The following is an 18,137-nucleotide window of genomic DNA, read 5'->3' as shown; positions in this document are numbered from 1 at the left end:
TGTGCCAGACCCGCTGCCGAGCACTGATAGTCAGCGCAGCGCTTCAAAGGCAATGATCAAAAGACACTACAAACGTTGGTCCACATCTTGCAGACTCAAATCAGATGCGCTGGCTCGAAGCGCTTTGCGATCAGCTTCGAAATCCATGGCCAACAGGCTACGCTTCAACGCGATGCGGGCATGCGCCTGTGACGCGACTCTTGTCGCTTCATTCGAGGACCCCGCCAACGCTGCGAAGGCCTTCTGCAGCCGGATGTTGACTTCCAAGGACGCGGCTGCATCCCTGGCAATCGGCGTGAACGCGTCCTCGAACATGTCGCGGACGTCGAGACACTGCACGTGCACGCGCGGATACAGCACCTCAACTGAAGCAGAGTCCCCTGCATGGCTGGACCATGCACACAGCAGCCTGACACAGGTTCCGATGACATCGATACAGGTGCCGGGGTCGTTCACCGCAGGTGACATTGCGCGCTGGGCAATTTCCGCAAGCACGACCAGCCCGAACCGTGGGTCATTCTCAATGGAGCGCGCGTCACTAAAGGAAATGGCTGAGATAACTTCACTCTGCACTTCCGGAAGTGGATTTCCCTCGACGGCTATCAAGGGACGGGCTGGGGTTGCGAACGTACCCGGCTGGCAGAGCAGATGAACGCGTAGATCATGTTCCTGCGCAATGGCGTTGATCCGCCCGACGTCCACATGTTCAACGTAAGCAACCTGATCTCCGACCAGATGCACCGCCCCTTCCCCTACCGGAACCGCACTGACTCCACCGAGCCGCGGCTCCCTGGTCCGACGCTTCATTGCCGCTTTGGTCGCGCGCTCCACAAGATCGATGGTTTCGCCAACGCGGCCAAAGCGCGAGAGCTGCTCAATGGCCCTAAGCAACGTCACAGTGATGACGATGATGACCGCGATGGTTGCGCCGAACAATACAAGCCGGCCGCTGTCCCCGTAAATTCCCGTGCTGAGTGCGATGAGGCCTACGATCGAGAACAGGAAGGCACCAATGAAGGTAGCCAGCGCACCCTGCGCCCGGGTGTCTTCGATCAGTAGCCGGGCCGCACGCGGGGTGGCGCTGCTGGACGCGGACCCGTATGCCGAGACCATGGTGGACAGCGAGAAGGTGGTGACCGTCAGCATCGACGCGGCAAGGATACCAAGGATGTTGCCGACGGAGTCAGCGCCTATCCTTGCAGCCAGGCCGGTGGGAATGAGGAACTTAAGGAACGCACCGGCCAGGGCCGTGATGATGCCCAGGGCGCCATACAGGGTCGAGCGGAACCACATCCGCTTGGTAACTTTGCTGGCTGCAAGCCTCAATCTGGTGAGCATGGGCTGTTTCCTGGGCCGTTCGACCATCAATAGCACGGTCGGGCGCCGAGGCCACGTCAACGCAGGGGCTTGCCCGGCCCAAGGTAGATGCCGCCATTTGGGCGGCATCTGTTGTGCGGATTCTACGAGCGCACTTTGTCCAGGAACTGACGGTGGCGCTCGTACTGATCGAGCACATCGTGGATGAGTTGAACCTTCGTCCACCCCATGATGTCGTAGTCCTGCCCGCCCTCCCGCAGGTAGACCTCCGCACGGTAATGACGGGTGCCCTCGCTGACCGGCCGACGGGGATCCTGCAGGGCGAACGTCGGCGGCTCATAGGGCTGCGGCCGTACTGAGTAGAAGAAGTCCATCTCCTCGCCATGGCCAACCTGCAGCCACGCACGACCGTCCTCCCCCTTGGAGACCTGCACTGGCAGATCCTGCTTGCGCAGCTCAGCCGCAACCTCTTCCAGCGCAGGAATGACGCGCTGGTCGATGAATCCAGTCACTTCGATCTTCAGCGGGTTGTGTGCCAGCAGGCGCAAGCGTGCTCGCCAATCCTCACTGGTGCCGGGCAGGATCCGTGCCTCGCGCAGGATCGAGCGCTTGGTGGCATCCAGGTGCATGGCCTTCAGCAGTCCCCAGCACATCAGGATCATGACGATCGTAAACGGCAATGCGCTGGCGATGGTTGCCGCCTGCAGGGATTCCAGCCCGCCAGCGACCAGCAAAGCGATGGCCAGGCCGCCGACCAGGAGCGCCCAGAAGATCCGCTGCCAGACCGGCGACTCTTCCTCGCCCTTGGACGTGAGCATATCGATCACCAGGGCGCCGGAGTCTGCCGACGTCACGAAGAACAGGGCCACCAGGATGACCGCCAGCGAAGACGTGAGCATGGTGAGGGGAAGATGCTCGAGGAACTCAAACAGCGCCATGGAGCTGTCCGTCGAGACCGTCTGCACCAGTTGCTGGATACCCTCCACCCTGACCATGTGCAGCGCGGTGTTGCCGTAGATGGTCATCCACAGGAACGTGAAGCCGAGCGGCACGAGCAGCACCCCCACCACGAATTCACGAACGGTGCGTCCACGTGAGATGCGCGCGATGAACATGCCGACGAAGGGCGACCAGGCAATCCACCAGCCCCAGTAGAACAGCGTCCAGCCACCCAGCCAGCCGGTGGGTTCGTAGGCATAGAGGTTGAAGGTCATCGAGAACAGCTGGGAAACGTACATGCCGGTGTTCTGCACCAGTGCCTGCATCAGGTGCACGGTCGGTCCACAGACCAGCACGAACGCCAGCAGCGCCGCTGCCAAGATCATGTTCAGCTCGGACAACCTTCGAACGCCGCTGTCCAGGCCGGCCACGACCGAGCCGGTGGCCACTAGGGTGATGACGGTGATCAGGCCAACCTGAACCAGCGTACTGACATCCAGGCCGAACAGGTAGTTCAGGCCGGCATTGATCTGCATGACACCCAGGCCCAGCGACGTTGCCAAGCCAAAGATGGTGCCCAGGGCAGCAAACGTGTCTACGTATGTCCCAGCGGGCCGTGGATACGATCGCCGATGAGCGGATACAGCGCGGACCGGACACGCAGCGGGAGATTGTGCCGGTAGGCAAAGTACGCCAGCGACAGGGCCACCACCGCATAGATCGCCCATGCGTGGATGCCCCAGTGGAAGAAGGTGATGCGCATGGCCTGACGGGCAGCGGCGGCCGACTCTGGAGAACCGACCGGTGGCGTGGCGTAGTGCATGATGGGCTCGGCAACGCCGAAGAACATCAGACCGATGCCCATGCCGGCAGCGAACAACATGGCAAACCAGGAGCCGTAGCTGTAGTCCGGCGTACTGTGGTCAGGGCCGAGCTTGATGCGGCCGTAACTGCTTATGGCGATGCCGACGACGAAGACCAGGAAGCCGGCCACTGCGAGAATGGTGAACCAGCCTGCATCATTGGCAGCCCATGACTTGGCCGCGGTGAACCACCGCGTGGCCGTATCGGGCGCGATGGCAGCAAGCGCCAGCAGTGCGATGACGATGGCTGCCGTGGGAATGAACACCTGCGGAAGGATCCGCTGGCGAACGGGGGGATGTTGCGGAGCCGTGCTCTGCATGGATACCTCCGTGTTGTTGGGTGAAAATGCCTATGGCTTGCGTGAGGCCGATCAGAAGTAGAAGCCGATGTTTAAATTCAGCCGTGAATGCCAGCGGGAAGGGCCTGTTTCGTCGATGCCGATACCATCACCACCGGCAAACCACATGTTGCGGCCAGCGATCCAGTCGACATAGGTGAGCATGATTCCCTTCTGCAGGCTGCAGCCGGTCACGTTCTGCCACGAGTCACGAAGGCCCGCACGGTGCCCGACCGGGCGGGTCATGCTGAGGTTGTTGTAGCAGGTGACATCATCCAGCCAGCCCTTCTGGCCGAACGAATAGGCCGCGTTGACGCTTGGCACATCCGCCTGTGCGGCAATTTCGAAGGGGGATTGGAACGCCGACATCGCGATGCGATCGCCGGGCACGTCATACCGGTACCGCGCCCACTGCAACTGCGCGGTCCAACCATCGCGCTTCCACTGTGCATGAAGGGCCGCGCCCTGATGACCGTGGTGGCGTCGTGTCTGAGTGTTCTGAACCTTGCCAGCAAACGCCGATACGCCCAGCAATAGTTCGCCGCCGGCCCAGCCGCGTGCGTTCTCCAAGCGTGCATGCATCCGTTGTCGCTCGCGATACGGCAACGCTTCGGTCTGCGCTACATCAAAGGAGTAGCGATCGTAGCGAGCCCCCGACCCGTATTCGTCTCCGGAGAACCAGCCGAGATGCCAGGTCGTGCTGCCGCTACGGTGAATCACTACAAGGCCCGGATCGTAATCATCCTCAATGCCCAAGTAGTAGCCGGAGCCAAACCAGAAGCTCTGCGAAACGGTGGGAAGCAGCCCGAAGGGAACCTGCTGGATACCTGCCTTCAGCTGGGTGGCGTCGGAGAACTGCCAGCCTACGTAGACGTGATGCACGGCGTCGAAGCCATCGTACCAACGGTACTGGGCGGAGAATGAGAACGGCCCGGCTCCAGCGTCGAGGTCTGCGCGCAACAATTCGAGCTGCAAGCGGCTGGTCGGCCCGTAGTCGAGCCAGCCATAGTTGAACCTGACGGCGCCTCCTGGATCAAAGTATGGATCTGTATGGAGGCCATCCTCAGAAGCATCTGCAGCCAGCGTAGTTCCCGCCAGCGTGGCAGCGATAATGAAGGGAATTGATCTCACGGTTGTGCGCCTTGCCTCCCTGATTTGCCACGGAAAGCTCTTGATTCTAACGTCGATTCACCTAATGCCTCAAACAGGCGATCTCAAAGCGCTCCTGGCGATAGGCGAAGCAAGCACTGACCACGTCCTCTTCAATCGACATGCCCATATGCCAAGTGAAGAGCATGTGCAGCACGAGCAGCTAATACACACCATGGGAGCAGCTTATCCTGTGAATAGGCAATTCACAGTACCGTCGGGGTGACACACAGTGTCATTTGAGAATAGGCTTGGAACTCAACGTTGGGAGGAATACATGACCATCGATATTTGCGGTCTTTCGGCCAAGGAACTTCGCTCCCTGATTGCTCAAGCGGAGAAGCAGCAGTTGAAAATGTTGACACGCCCTAAGGCCACTGCAATGCGAGCCAAGATCAACAAGTACGTCAAGGATCATGGCTACACGATAGAAGAGCTCTACGGCACTTCAGTGATCGCGCCCTCCGAAGCCGCCAGGAAGCGAGCCAATCGGAGGCCCGCCAGATCGACAGTGCCCAAGACCGCTCCCAAATATCGTAATCCCGCCGTGCGCGGCCAGACGTGGTCCGGTCGCGGGAGGCAACCGCGATGGATAGCCGAGCTGGTAGCGAATGGAAGATCACTGAGTGATCTTCTGATCAAGTAGTCAGCACCGGGCAGCTGCTCAGCGGCACTGCAGCCAATGCTCCCAGCCACTAGACATGAGATCGAAATGAATGCTGCGCGCGGAATGCTGCGCACAATTGATGATCAAAGACTGGAGCTATTCGCAGTAGATGTGACAGCTCTACGAGGAGCGAGCGTTCCCTCGCCCCTCAAAAGTGAATCCGGCAGGCAACCCTGAAGTGTCCGCCTCTGGCCAGAAGCGGACTTCTGTTGCGTCCTTGCCAATGAACTAACGCGAACCAAGTACTTCAGGCAATTTTTCTGGGCGTGGCATTCCGTTGTACTTCTTGAGCGCGCCATCCTCATCGCGAACGACGATGCCGGGGGTTCCACGGAAGCCCAGCGCAGTCATCAGCATCTGGTTCTCATCTAGGGCCTTCCTTACATCGGCCGGAATGCTCTTGGCCGGCGTGATCCCGCCGCGATCGAACTTGTTTTCGTTCTCCCGGAATGCTGCGGATCGATCGGGAGCACCTAGAATCGCCGCGGCCTTGTTCGGACTGTCCTCTCTGATGACCCCAACCAGCACGTGCCGCAGTTGAACCTTGCCGGCATCCACCCAAGGGCGAGCAGCTTTCCAGAAGAGGTGGCAGTAGGGGCAGTTGGCGTCGGCAAACGCGTAAATGACGCGCGGCGCACTCGCCTTCCCGTCTAGAACCCAGGTGGATGATTCCAATTCAGCCCAAACGCGATCCGCTGTCGGTTTGGCCACCAGTTGCTGTAGTTTTGCACTGTCGATCCTATTGCCATTTGCATCCAGACGCGTGCCGACGATCACATTCCCGTCATTCATGAGGTATGCCGCAATCGGCTCGTCGCCTGCGGCCGCAGCAAAGGCGCGCATCCCCCCTCCTGCATCGAACTCTTTCATGATGGTGAGACCTTGCTGCTCCAATGCCCTCACGGCAGGCGGGTTCTCCGAATTCTGTGCCTGACTGCAACCACTAACCAGCAAGAAACAGATTGCCAAGGGAAGGCGATACTCATTTTGGTTCTGAGACATGAATCAATTGCTCCATACTTTTGTTGGCTACTGCGAGTCTTGCGCAAAGCGGCGCATTATCGTGTTCTTCAGGCTCGCCATCGTCAGCTCACCGAGGTGTGAATCCACCAAGCGCCCATCGCTATCGAAGAAGAGCGTCGTAGGCAGTGCTCTCGCCCCCATCACGTGCATCGCGGTGGATGTTGGGTCACGCAAGACATGGTCAAACGAGAGGCCCTCTCGCTCAAGGAAGGCTCGAATTTCTGGCGCGTGCTCGCCTTGATTGACCATGACGAAGGCGACCTCCGGGAAGTCCGCTTGCGCCCGTTCCAACATCGGCATCTCCCGACGACAGGGAGGGCACCAGGTTGCCCATAGATTCACTACGACAGGTCGGCCCGCATACGAGCTCAAGGCAACTTGACGTTCATCAAGCGTCGTCAGCTGAATATCTGGCAGAGGAGGCGCAGAACTCTGCAGCAGCGCGATCACTCCGCCCGCGGTGAACCAGGCAACGACTCCGGCCATCACGCCAGCCGCTACTGGCAGTCGCAGCGGGCGTGCCGATCGTGTGCGCCAAACGACAAAAAGCAGGGCAGCCAGTACGCCTACCCACAGCGAGTAGCCGCCATCGCCGATCGCGATCATCGACCATGGAGACTGGACGTACTCCTTCCACCAAAACGCAATGTATCCAAGCCGAGCAGCCAACAGTCCTACGAGAACGGCATCGAACAGCAGGCTTCCCGCAATCTTGCGGGGTGAGCCGGGCGACCTGGAGGCCAGTATGCGCGCCGCCAGCCAGGCAACCAGCACAGAGATGGCGACGATCACTATGTCAACGGAGAACGGACCGATGCTGATCATGGTGCCCCCGCCGCATCAAGCCGGTCCAGGAAGCTGCCCGCATCTATCTCGCCTACCACGCGCTGCGCCCTGCGCTCCTTGCCATCAGGATCGATCAGGATCAGCGTGGGCGGCCCTTGGACCTGCCAATGCTTGAGTAGTGACTGATCTTCGGCATCGTTGCGAGTCACATCTGGACGAATGATCTGCATGCGTGCCAACCGCGCAGCCACATCCGGATTCCCAAACACCTTGCGCTCGATCACATGGCAACTGATGCACCAGTCGGCGTAGAAATCGATCAGGGTCCACTGACCACGTTCGACCGCATCCGTTAAGCGTGCATCTACATCGTCCACCGTTTTAGCCTGAACGTAGTCAATTTTCTGGGTCGTTGCTGCAGCGACTGAAGCGTGTGTACGCAAATGCGCCAACGGCTGCCATGCCGACTCGCCACCGGATGCACCTCCCAAGAGCATGAGGACAGACCAGAGCCCCCCAAGGGCCGCACCGGTGCGAAGCGTCCATGCCAATCGCGGCCTTTCCGGTACTGCACGCCCCCAGGCGAGCAGACCGATAGCAACCGAAAGTGCCCATGCGCCCCAGAGGACCAAGCTTGCGGCATCAGGCAGGAATCGGGTCAGCATCATGATCGCCATGCCGACCATCACGTAGCCGAACGCAACGCGCACCCTGTCCATCCATGCTCCAGGCTTGGGCAGGACTCTGGCGCCGAACACCGCAATGGCCAGGAGTGGCAGCCCCATGCCGATGCCAAGGGCGAACAGCACAAGCCCGCCATAGAACGCGCTGCCGGTCTGGCCTATGTATAGCAGCGCGCCAGCCAGAGGCGCGGTCATGCAGGGGCCAACAAGTAGCGCCGAGAGGAAGCCCAGTGCAACAGCGCTCGTGATACTCCCGCCGGACCGTCCCTGCCCTGCTGCATTGAGACGATTGGCCAGTGCAGAAGGTAGGCGCAGCTCGAACAGGCCGAACAGCGAGCTTGCCAAGACAAGAAACAACAGAGCGAAAGCCCCAAGGAGCCAAGGGGATTGCAGTGTCGCCTGGATGTTGGCGCCAGCCAGTCCCGCCGCAACCCCCACTGCCGCATAGGTTCCGGCCATCGCCAGGACATATGAGAGAGAGAGCAACAGCGCACGCCGTGTGTTCGCCTGGCTCCCAACGACCATGGTGGATACGATAGGAATCATCGGCAGCGTGCAGGGCGTGAACGCCAGTAGCAATCCGAAGCCAAAGAACAGCGCTATTCCGGCCACTGGCCCGAGTGTCGCGAGCTTCTGAGCAGCAGACTGATCTTCAGCCATTTCCGTAGCGGCACTGGCGCCGATTGCCCCCGAAGATGACCTCTCTTTTTCTCTCCCAGCTGCACCTGCTGGCGGCAACGTGGCAGCCGGGCCATTGCTGGCGGACAATGTGGCTCGTCGGCTGGAAATCTCTGACGCGGGCGCTGTGTGTGCTTTGCTTGCGGGCGCCGAAGGTACTTCCTTGAGCTCCGGAAGCGTTACTTGCATGGTTTGCGGTGGGTAGCAGACACCGGCTTCTGCACAGCCTTGCCAGTGCAACGTCAATACGCCGGACTCCAACGCCGGCCACTTCAAGCGAAAGGCGTCACCCGTATAGATTTCTGTGTCGCCGAAGAATTCATCATGTTTCGGCTGCCCGGCAGGAAGGTTCAAGCCTATCTCTTGACCTCTTACGTCAACCAACTTGATCGAGTGGCGATACACATAGTAGTCATCTGCGACATGCCCTTGCACCGAGTACAAGCGGCCGTCCTGTTGCACAGGCTGCAGTCGGAAGACTTCTGCAGCGTCCAGGAAAGTCTGCTCGTTACTACCCCATGATGAAAAGAGGCCGTTCGCCCACGTGCTGCCAATCGCGAAGCAGAACAGTAGAACGGCCGCAGCTAAACGACGATAGAAAGCCAAACCCACGCACTCCAATTTGGGGTATGTGGAGCATGCATCCACTCGATTAAGTGAGAATAAAGCAGCGTAAAGGACTGCCGGGCAGCTGACACAATGCTGGCTTCTCGCCTAACATCACTACTCGATCGAAGCAAGGCGAGGCGGGGCATGCGAGTGCTACTGGTTGAGGATGACGAGCTGATTGGCAAAGGCATTGTGGCTGGCTTGCGTGTGCATAGCATTGCTGTGCATCACGTTGGGACGGCAAAAGACGCTGAAGTCATTCAACAGGAAGAAATTTTTGATGCCTTGATACTCGACCTCGGTCTTCCCGATCGAGATGGCATGGACCTGCTCAGCAGCATGCGGTCTTTTGAGTCAAATCTCCCGGTACTGATCCTCACCGCACGTGACGCAATCGAGCATAGGCTTAAGGGCCTGCATGGAGGCGCGGACGACTATTTGGTCAAACCATTCGATCTGCGTGAACTTGCGGCCAGGCTGTACGCGCTGGTCAGGCGCGCGCAGGGCCGAGCAGCTCAGGTGATCGTGGCGGGCCCCTTGCGTCTGGAGCCGGAGAGCGGATTGGCTTGGCTGCGCGGCGAACCTGTCGCCTTGTCTCGGCGGGAAATTGATCTTTTGACGCACCTGGCCAGTCTTGAGGGGCGCTGGGTCCCCCCCGATCTTCTGAATGAGCGCTTCTACGGGCTCAATGAAGATGTCAGCAGCAATGCACTCAATGTGCATATCCACAACATCCGGCGCAAGCTTGGTACCGACGCGATCGAGACGGCAAGAGGGTTGGGCTACCGACTGGGATGGAGGCCCACATCATGAGTCTGCGGCTTCGGGCAGTCATGATTACTGGGGTTTCGCTGATCCTTCTTTGGGTATCTGCCGCCGGCTGGATGATGCGCGACATCCACTCCAAGCTCGACCGGACCCTTGACGGCCGCCTCGCCATGTCGGCGCGCATGGTGTCGGGACTTCTTGAGCGAGCGGCACTGGCGCCGAGTCCAGGAAACTCAAGCTTCGCCGATGTGGTGCGCTTCAGTGGCGAGGAAGGCATCGCATGCGAAATCAGGTCCATGCGCGGACAGCTGCTGACTCGAACCACGACAGGCCCCCATTCGGATCTCGAATCATTGCCCCTTGGCTTTAGCACCCGAGAGGTGCTTGAGCAGAAGTGGAGAATCTACGTTCTTCACGCCAATGGCTATCAGATCATGACAGCCGATCGCGTTGATCGACGGGACGCGCTGACCAACGAGTTGCTGGGGGCTGCTGGAGTGCCGTTTCTGATTGCCTTTCTCGGCGGACTGGCCGCGCTATGGATAGGCATTGGACGGGGGCTGGTCCCGCTGAAAGTACTGTCCCAGCAATTGCGTGACAAGCATGCGGACGATACGTCTCCAATTGCCGTGAGAGATTCCCCCTCGGAGCTGCGTCCGGTGCTGGACGCAATGAATGGCCTGCTGAAGCGCTTGGCACAGGCACTGTCCAGCCAGCGGGCATTTACCGATGCCGCCGCGCACGAGCTGCGGACACCACTCACTGTGATAGATACGCATCTGCAGGTGGCTCGACTCAGCGAGGGTGAGGACGTGATGCTCTCGCTTGCCAGTGCACAGGAAGGAGTGAAGCGCCTGGAACGGACGCTGCATCAAATGATGATGCTTGCGCGCGCAGAGGCCTCGATCATCGAAGGGGACGAGTGCCTCTCGATTGTTGAGGTCGTCAACAGTGTCGCCCTGCAGAACAGCGACATCTCCCGAGATCGCATCACGTTGATCATGGAAGGGGGGGATGCAGGCAGCACCGTTCCTAGATCGATGCTTGAAATCGCGGTTCGAAACCTGGTGGACAATGCTCTGCGCTACTCGCTACCAGGCAGCGCGGTCGAAATCCGAGTGAGCTTCAACAGTTCTGGGCGATATTGCTCCGTGTGCGTTGCCGACCGTGGCCCTGGCCTGACTTCAGAGCAAACCAAGCAAATCGGACAACGATTCTGGCGTGGAGACCAGGGGCGACAACGCGGTGATGGCGCGGGCCTGGGCATCTCAATTGTCCGCATCATCGTTGAGCGCTTCGGGGGGCGACTGGATATGAGGCCAAGAGAGAATGGCGGATTGGTCGCGGAGCTCATTGTTCCATTGCCATAGCCACGGGCGAGCTTCCCTACCGCCGCGTGGGTTGTGGACGATTCTGAATTCCTTCGACTGAGCTCAACGGCATCCGACCTTCCTGAAAGAAGGTCGAATTTCGATCAGTGCCTTATAGGTTTCAGCCTGCGAGCTTCATGACAGTCAACGCGCTCACCATCAGGGCGAGGTAGCCAATCTTTCTCAATGAGGCTTTCTCGTCCCAGAAGGCCATCCCTACGACGACTGTACCCAGGACGCCGATGCCTGTGTACGCAGCGTAGGCGATGGATATGTCGATTGTATTCATTGCCAGGTACAGCAGATAGAGCGAGCTGGACATGCCCAGTGCATGCAGCGGGATTCCCCTGAGGTATCGACCTGCCGACACTTCCCGTATGCCGACAACGACCCCGACTTCCAGCAAGCCTGCGAGCAGAAGATAGATCCAGCCAATCATTCTTTGACCTCGCGCTTGATCTGGACAATGCAGAACAGGACAACGGCGATAGCCACCGCAGCTACCGCGCTGAAGGGCTTTCCGAACCACACGGTATCCAGAATGTAGGTTCCGATGGTGCCGAACGTCACGAAGAACACGTAGGAGGTTGAGGCCCCCAGACGCTTGGTTGCCATTACCAGGAAGAGGAAGCTACCAACGATACACACCAGGGTGACAACCCACTCCGCCAGGCTGCTTGCGCATTTGAGTCCAATTGCCCACGCGACTTCGAGGCCACTTGCGATGACTAGATAAAGCCATTTAGTCACTATCGACCGCTCCGGATCATCGATCCATTCTCCGAAAGATCCGCAATTTCAGAGAAAATGGATGCCCAGTCATTGTCATTAAGCGAAGAGAGTCCAAAATAGCGAAGAACAAACGCGCCCTCTGTGGCCAGATATGCAAGGCGCATCCGCTTCCCCTCTGGGGTGCGGACATCCAACGCCAGTAGCCGCTTGTCATGCCAACTCCGCAGCCATGAAGTGAACTGACGCTCATCCATGAGGGCGATGATCTGACACGCTGCCCGGGTATTTAGTTCGTGCTCATCATCTGTAATCGCGATGTGATGGCGAATAAGCTCCTCGGCCGTCAACGTGTTAGCAGCAGTGCCAGCCATAGCCTGAAGGCGCTGATCGTATTGGACAGCCCAGCGATCGAGCATGGCCTGGATCAGCCCATGACGATTGCCGAAACATGACTGCACACCACCCTTGCTGATGCCGGCTGCTTTCGCTAAGGCGTCAATCGATAGCGCGGCCGCGCCTTGCTCGCCGACTATCTGCTCTGCCATGTCCAGGACGTGGTCCCGATCGATTGTTCTTGTCTTTCCCATTTCAGCATAATTCAATACATACGGCCGTATTGAAATATGAGGGGCACCGCATGTCAAGTCTCGGCTGGGCTATCGGAGTGTTCAAGAAACAGATCGCCTGGTTGGTCTCCGTCTTTCAGTGTCGGCAATCGGCTAAGTGAATTGGGGTGAGCGACCACCCCAAAGGAGAACGAGCCCTGCAGCCTTTGCTAGGAGACTGAAGTTTGCTGCGGGTTCTAAGGGGCTATTCCATACCCGTTCTTTCTCCTGCTGAGCCTGCGCTCCTAGTCAGATGCGCAGGCCGCCCACCCCCGATAACGCACGCTTATCGATGAGACAGACAACAGATGGGTTCAGGGACGCTGACGTCGGGCCATTCAGATTGGACAGTGCGCGACGTCGGCCGAGCATCCGGTGCTGCCGCGGATTGCCGAGCATGCCCTGGCCTGCGACGGAGTTGCCCTGTCCGAGGTTGGTGCTTCTGCCATCCTGATAGTCCTTCTACGCTGTCGTAATGCCGTGTAGAAGCAGCGTCCGTCAAGGTAGCTGTTCATTGTTCGTTCTATGGGTTGCGCGGCGCTTTCAAAGCGGGATGTCAGGGATAGCGGGACCGCGGCGTCGCCGTCGCTTAGCGAGCCTGGCAAGACTCCTACGCCGGTCTTGCCCCATGGCTATGACCAATTCGTGATCTTCCTTTTGAACGAGCCCCTTATCGCAGAGGCCAAGATCTTCCCAGCCGCCCAGACGCAGGTGCGTGGGGCAGCTCCAGGTCGCACCAGGCTGATGCAGTGCCCAGTGCGAGGAGTAACTGAAAGGGTCGCACAGCATGGGCTGTCTGTTGGTGCGATCAACCCGCGATTGTATCCGTGCAAGATTTGCCACCCATGCCTCAAATGAGCTGATGAAACTGGCTGCGGCTGCGTGGAGGTCGGGCAGCCATATAGGAACCTCAGAGCCTGAATGCACCTTCATTACCAATGCTCGGGAGACAACTAAGAGCTCTTCGCGCCGCTGGAGCAGCCATAGTGCGTACGCCTGTCCAGCGCAGCATAAATGCGGTTTAAGCGTAGCGGGAGACCAGGAGTTGAACCGGGCGCGCCCCCCGCCCACGGACCTCATAGCATGAACGCGGCAGCGAGAGTGCCCCTTAAGATAAGTGCGTCTTATCTGACGTGCGACGCATCTGAGCAGGTCTTGGTAGGGCTTGATCGCCGCTCTGCCATCGTCAGACGGAAGTGGTTGCACTAGAGGGGTTGCCTGAAACGACCGGAAGGAGGCCGGCGTCGGTGCCAGCGCGTTCCGCACTATGGACTTCGGGTATTGAATGAGTGCGTACCAATACGTGCCAGCATGGCTATCAGCTTGATCACCGTCCCAGCATATCGATGTGTGCCCACTGCATGCTCTTTGGTATCTGAGGAGAGATACGTTGGCATCTTTAAGCCATTGATGCAGTTCATCGAGTACGCGAGCGTACGAGACACGCTCACCAGTCTTCAAGGATCCAGGTATCGGATACTTCAGCAGTGTGTCGCCACAGACATTGCATGTGAATCCATGCACTAGAGATCCTTTTGTGTCCAGTGCCACTGAACAGTTGGGGCAGCCCGTCTGCAAGCGCTCGAGATGCAGGATGCAACGCACAAATCTCTTATCCTGTTGGTACTGATAGTGGCGCCCAGACTGAACGCAGGCTGGACAGTAACGAAGTTCTTCGTCTGTCAACCATCGGCATCTTTCATTAAGAGCCGACTGAACATCAACGAGCTGCTCCGCCTCATCGACGAACTCATCGTCGTTAGCGTCGCATTCTGCGAGATGTGCTTTCGATCGCGCGAGCGGCACTCGCCAGTCTCGGCGCACTGGCATCCACTTCAGATCAATGCAGTTGAGCCACTCCAATGTTTGGATGATGGTCCACGAGGAACAGTAGGCATCGATCAGGCTTCGGCTCCAAGCGATCATGGCGAGCTCTGTGTGCGACGCCTCCCCATCGCTGTAGCGGCCAGCGCCGCAGGAGTCCTAGACCGGTAGCCGGAATCAAGGATCGCGCGCTCCCAGACCTCCCGCGAAATCGTCATTCCTTCGGTATCACTGCCCTCCCCGTCCTGGCCGACCAACATCAGTGCTTCGGCCACCCACTGCATGCTGATTCCCTCTTGATCAACGGCGCCTGCAGACTGAGACCGAAATGCGTCGTACAGATCCGTGGCGCAACTGGCTAAGCGAAACCCAGTGGCGTGGGCGTTGGGCCACAGGTACTGCGTGTACGACCAGCCCGAACCGCGAGGATACTCGGTCTCGTCATCACACGACTTGAGAACGACGCGCAAGTCGGCCGGATCTTGCAGGCTTCTGAATTCAACCAACTCCGCCATGAACCTGATGGTCAGATCTGGCATTTCGGCCATGAACTGTTGGTGCATCGTGCAAAGCTGGCTTTGTCCGAACAGGACGACCGTCACCTTGACCTCATGCGTGTTTAGCCAGTTGACGATACGCTTCAACCAGCCTAGATCCTTGGCGTGCAAGTTCTGTGCTTCGTCAACTACCAAGAAGAGGTGCCTTCCAGCTACTGACAGTGCATAGAGAGCTCGCATCAGTTGGTCACGCTTTCCTGCAAGGGAGCGAAGTACGCGGGGCTCGTAGTCGATCACGGAGAGAAGGTCTTCGATTAATGCGCCTTCCGCCGCCGCGTCCTTTGAAGAGGGCTCATAGATAACGAACGCCGATCCCGGGTACTGGACAGGGGCCAGCTTCTGCAGCGCGTAGATGCACGAAGACTTCCCGCACAACGGATGAGCCCAGAACGCGATTGAGGAGCGAAATCGCTGCGCTCGGTCGAAGACCAGGCGCGCTACTTCTTTGACTGGGGCGGTGGGAAGGACGGCCGACGCCATGAGTAGGGGATGCCGCTCCCGTAAAGATGGGTAGGTCGCTTGGATGGCAGCGATGCTCTCGTGGGTATCCATTGTTAGTCTCATCATTTTCCAATGACGGAAAAATCAATGCTTCTAGATTTTCGGACACGCGATGCCAGCGTCTGTGTGTCAACAGACTTTGCGGCGGCCCTCAAAGTCATATCCGGTGCGTATCCTTTCCTCCCCTCCTCCGCCAGGACAGTCGCAGCCTTTGTGGCTCGGGGTGCGCTTGCGCACGCATCCAGGGCCTTCTGAGCCAGCACTTGAAGCTCCGAGCCGACGATGTCGGCCAAGGGTTCATCCCGAGCGCTCATGATCTTGGACCTGAGCAATCGCCGCATCTCTAGGGAGTGCGGGTGGCGCCACCGCGAGCTCAGTGGCTCGAGCCTGCCGAGATCCCTGCCATCACTTGTATATGCATGAATGTGGGAGATGTCGTAGGGATCTGCTTGAAGTGTTATCGCTTGTGCGATTAGATCCCAGCGTGCAGCCAGGATGGGCGATCCGTACTCTACGCCAGCGTAGGAGATCCGAGGCGGCCTACCCTTCTTCTGAGAGCCCCTAACGATGGCGGAGGACACATCCACTCTGAGCGAAGGTGTCATCTTAGACCTGGGCGGCCCCAATGGCGCCAGGCACCCGGAGCCAGGGGCATAGTATTCGAGCAATTGGTCAGCGGGACTGCTGCCATAGTTGGCCTCCGTAGGCGTTGAGTTCCAACGCGCAACAGCCTTTGCCGTGTCCTTCATCAGCTTCTCAAGGGTCACCTGATTCCTGACGGCCTTACACTCCGGTTGGTTGCGCAGGGTATCCTTGGGGGTGTTCCCCGTGGTCGATGGCGACTGATGAAAAACGGCCGATGCCAACCACCCAAACACTCGCTCAACAAGTGCTCGACGCTTGGGCCGCCTAATCGCACCGAAGGAAATGGCGGCGCCAGTCTCTCCCCTCACCCTGTCACCTACGTTGTCCGACAGGTGCGCGAGTGCGTTGTCGACGAAAAGGCTTCCAAAGCCAAAGCGCAATTCTGAAGGATCGACCTCCTCTGAAAGCGTTCCTGCAAGTGCAATTCGCAGCTGGTCTGAGAGGCACTGTCCAGAAGATGCATGATCGATGCACCTGAGGAAGTCGGAGCTAGCAATCGTTCGACGGACTACCACGTCCCAGCCGAGAATGAAGCTCGTGAACCTATCAACGATGACGATGAGCGTCATGCGATGACTGGGAACGTATTTGATTCCCTTTGGAGTGCTCACACCCACTGCAAAGATGATGTCGGCCGTATGCTCATCAGCTTCTACTATCTCAAAAGGGGCCGAGGCTTTAGGAGTATCCGACTGCTCCCATGGCCTCCTTGAACGCTGCCTGCACTCCTCGCCGTACTGCAGGGATGCGACGCGTTCGTGGTTTGCAGTGAAGAATTGCTTCAGGTACGCACAAATGGCTTCCCTGCCGCGCCGGGTGACACAGAACGGCCATTCACTCCTGCGAAGTCCGGCATGACGACAGAGCTCAAGGAAGATCTGATGAGCCTTCTTGGGGGTAACACGCCCTTGCTTAGCTCCCTCTGGGGTGATGCCAGTGGCGAGGTAATTGTCCAGTGCGGACTGCACATCGGGTTGCGAGTCAAACAGCGCTGATAGGGCACCCGTATAGCCACCGAATGACTGGCCTGGCATCGCGTTCACGGGCTTAGAGCGTGTAGGCTTCTGCTTGCGAAATCCCTTAATGAGGCCGACCCACCCCGCAATACGGCCATCATCCATGACAGCGACGCATCGATTCAGGTACCGCAATACCTCAGTACGCTCGATCCCGAGCCGAGAAGCTATCTCGGCAGTTCGGTAGCCACCTAAGTACGCAATCAGTGCCTTCTTTCTTCGCTCAAACAGCGCTAGATCAGCCGGGTCCAGCTGACTGGTTTCACAGGCCGGCCACTCGCTATAGTCTGCAAGGTCTGCCGGGAGCGTTCTCCGGTTGAACTTAAGGTTCTGGGCCATGTCCGCACCTGAAGAGCCTTGTGTGCACAGACCATGGGTGGGCATCCATGTCCGAGCCTATGGTTCGAGTGCGCAGCGCTAGTACCGTCGCTCCTACCAGCACCGCAGGATGCCGCTGATTAAGAGTTCGAATGACTTCTCTTAGGGTCGCCTTGCCGCGTCGTCGGACCATCGATTCAACTTCTTTTGCCAGAAAAGTGAGATCCGAACCGCGGCAGCGGTGAAAAGCAGAGATGGCTGCTTGCCAGTTGCGGATCCTCATCTTGGCCTGACCCAGATCACGCGTGCTGAAAATGGTGAGTGATTTGCCGAGCTTGGCACTCAGTGCTTCGATATCTCGTCGGGCCCGCTCCGATCCGTCGTCGATCATCCGTGCCTGAATAGAGCCATCCGTTAGTGTAGTCAGCGCATCGAGGCTGATCGGTCCGCTGTCTAGAAGGACCTGTGTCAGCGGCTCACGATACTCTGCGTCACGGACGTTTGGGTCGCCTTCACAGTGGAAGAAGAGCTTCATTCTCAGGTCACCACTAAGCGTCACCGGACACTCAGCTGTCGGAGACTGCAGTGTCCAAAGGTTTGCTGAGTTGCTTGTCCGAGCCTGCCGCACACCTAGACGGCGTTGCCTAGCCTTGGTCGTAACACTCATTCCCGTGCTCCAAATGGACTTCCCTGCGAGGGAGGGGCAACGGTCTAGGCATCCACAGGATCTATTCGGGCTTGATCGCTTC

The 18,137-nt window shown here is 58.7% G+C and carries 14 protein-coding genes and 1 pseudogene; 3 read left to right on the top strand and 12 right to left on the bottom strand.

Translation table 11 applies throughout. The annotated features are described in order from the left end of the window. Positions 1 to 66: 66 nt before the first annotated feature. From EKL94_RS06290 to EKL94_RS06280, 3 genes and pseudogenes are all read right to left on the bottom strand, one after another. Entirely contained in the window at positions 67 to 1,338 is a 1,272-nt protein-coding gene (locus EKL94_RS06290) for a DUF2254 domain-containing protein (protein WP_126928429.1), read from the bottom strand. 122 nt (positions 1,339 to 1,460) lie between these two features. Further along, positions 1,461 to 3,439, bottom strand: a pseudogene (locus EKL94_RS06285) (BCCT family transporter). 51 nt (positions 3,440 to 3,490) lie between these two features. Further along, the gene (locus tag EKL94_RS06280) at positions 3,491 to 4,588 is read right to left on the bottom strand and encodes a hypothetical protein (RefSeq protein ID WP_126928428.1); all 1,098 of its coding nucleotides are present in this window, start codon (positions 4,586 to 4,588) and stop codon (positions 3,491 to 3,493) included. 295 nt (positions 4,589 to 4,883) lie between these two features. Between EKL94_RS06280 and EKL94_RS06275 the strand changes: the two genes are divergently transcribed. Then, positions 4,884 to 5,252 carry an H-NS histone family protein gene (locus EKL94_RS06275; protein WP_126928427.1) on the top strand — a complete coding sequence of 123 codons (369 nt, stop codon included), beginning with the start codon at positions 4,884 to 4,886 and terminating at the stop codon, positions 5,250 to 5,252. A 249-nt stretch (positions 5,253 to 5,501) separates the two neighbouring features. On the opposite strand, the gene dsbG is transcribed toward EKL94_RS06275, so the two are convergent. From dsbG to dsbD, 3 genes are read right to left on the bottom strand one after another with little or no spacing between them, the layout of a single operon-like run. Further along, on the bottom strand, positions 5,502 to 6,275 hold the full coding sequence (gene dsbG, locus EKL94_RS06270; RefSeq protein ID WP_126928426.1) for a thiol:disulfide interchange protein DsbG: 774 nt from the start codon (positions 6,273 to 6,275) through the stop codon (positions 5,502 to 5,504). Positions 6,276 to 6,302: 27 nt separating this feature from the next. Continuing rightward, entirely contained in the window at positions 6,303 to 7,121 is an 819-nt protein-coding gene (locus EKL94_RS06265) for a TlpA disulfide reductase family protein (protein ID WP_126928425.1), read from the bottom strand. After that, positions 7,118 to 9,049, bottom strand: coding sequence for a protein-disulfide reductase DsbD (gene dsbD / locus EKL94_RS06260; RefSeq protein ID WP_126928424.1), 1,932 nt, complete (start codon positions 9,047 to 9,049; stop codon positions 7,118 to 7,120). Before dsbD ends, EKL94_RS06265 begins: the two co-directional genes overlap by 4 nt. 147 nt (positions 9,050 to 9,196) lie before the next feature. Between dsbD and EKL94_RS06255 the strand changes: the two genes are divergently transcribed. Together EKL94_RS06255 and EKL94_RS06250 are read left to right on the top strand one after the other, a co-directional pair. Then, a complete protein-coding gene (locus tag EKL94_RS06255) occupies positions 9,197 to 9,865 on the top strand; it encodes a response regulator (RefSeq protein WP_126928423.1) in 669 nt (222 codons plus the stop codon). Then, the gene (locus EKL94_RS06250; RefSeq protein ID WP_126928422.1) at positions 9,862 to 11,190 is read left to right on the top strand and encodes an ATP-binding protein; all 1,329 of its coding nucleotides are present in this window, start codon (positions 9,862 to 9,864) and stop codon (positions 11,188 to 11,190) included. Before EKL94_RS06255 ends, EKL94_RS06250 begins: the two co-directional genes overlap by 4 nt. A 121-nt stretch (positions 11,191 to 11,311) precedes the next feature. Here the strand turns inward: EKL94_RS06250 and EKL94_RS06245 are convergent, their stop codons facing one another. From EKL94_RS06245 to EKL94_RS06220, 6 genes are all read right to left on the bottom strand, one after another. Beyond that, on the bottom strand, positions 11,312 to 11,629 hold the full coding sequence (locus tag EKL94_RS06245) for a DMT family transporter (protein WP_221767977.1): 318 nt from the start codon (positions 11,627 to 11,629) through the stop codon (positions 11,312 to 11,314). Then, on the bottom strand, positions 11,626 to 11,940 hold the full coding sequence (locus EKL94_RS06240) for a DMT family transporter (protein WP_126928421.1): 315 nt from the start codon (positions 11,938 to 11,940) through the stop codon (positions 11,626 to 11,628). The genes EKL94_RS06245 and EKL94_RS06240 overlap by 4 nt, the downstream gene beginning before the upstream one ends. Continuing rightward, on the bottom strand, positions 11,940 to 12,524 hold the full coding sequence (locus EKL94_RS06235) for a TetR/AcrR family transcriptional regulator (protein ID WP_126928420.1): 585 nt from the start codon (positions 12,522 to 12,524) through the stop codon (positions 11,940 to 11,942). Before EKL94_RS06235 ends, EKL94_RS06240 begins: the two co-directional genes overlap by 1 nt. A 1,925-nt stretch (positions 12,525 to 14,449) precedes the next feature. Next, positions 14,450 to 15,460 carry an ATP-binding protein gene (locus EKL94_RS06230; RefSeq protein ID WP_185829998.1) on the bottom strand — a complete coding sequence of 337 codons (1,011 nt, stop codon included), beginning with the start codon at positions 15,458 to 15,460 and terminating at the stop codon, positions 14,450 to 14,452. 11 nt (positions 15,461 to 15,471) lie between these two features. Next, positions 15,472 to 17,409 (bottom strand): hypothetical protein, encoded by a 1,938-nt coding sequence (locus EKL94_RS06225; protein ID WP_126928418.1) that lies wholly within the window; start codon positions 17,407 to 17,409, stop codon positions 15,472 to 15,474. Beyond that, complete coding sequence (locus EKL94_RS06220) at positions 17,393 to 17,923, bottom strand: hypothetical protein (protein WP_126928417.1); 531 nt, start codon at positions 17,921 to 17,923, stop codon at positions 17,393 to 17,395. Before EKL94_RS06220 ends, EKL94_RS06225 begins: the two co-directional genes overlap by 17 nt. Positions 17,924 to 18,137 lie beyond the last annotated feature (214 nt).

This window comes from Stenotrophomonas maltophilia, assembly GCF_003970865.1.
Classification (GTDB): domain Bacteria; phylum Pseudomonadota; class Gammaproteobacteria; order Xanthomonadales; family Xanthomonadaceae; genus Stenotrophomonas; species Stenotrophomonas maltophilia_AR.
The sequence above is the reverse complement of the archived record's forward strand: the minus strand, read 5'-3'. Positions and strand labels throughout refer to the sequence as shown.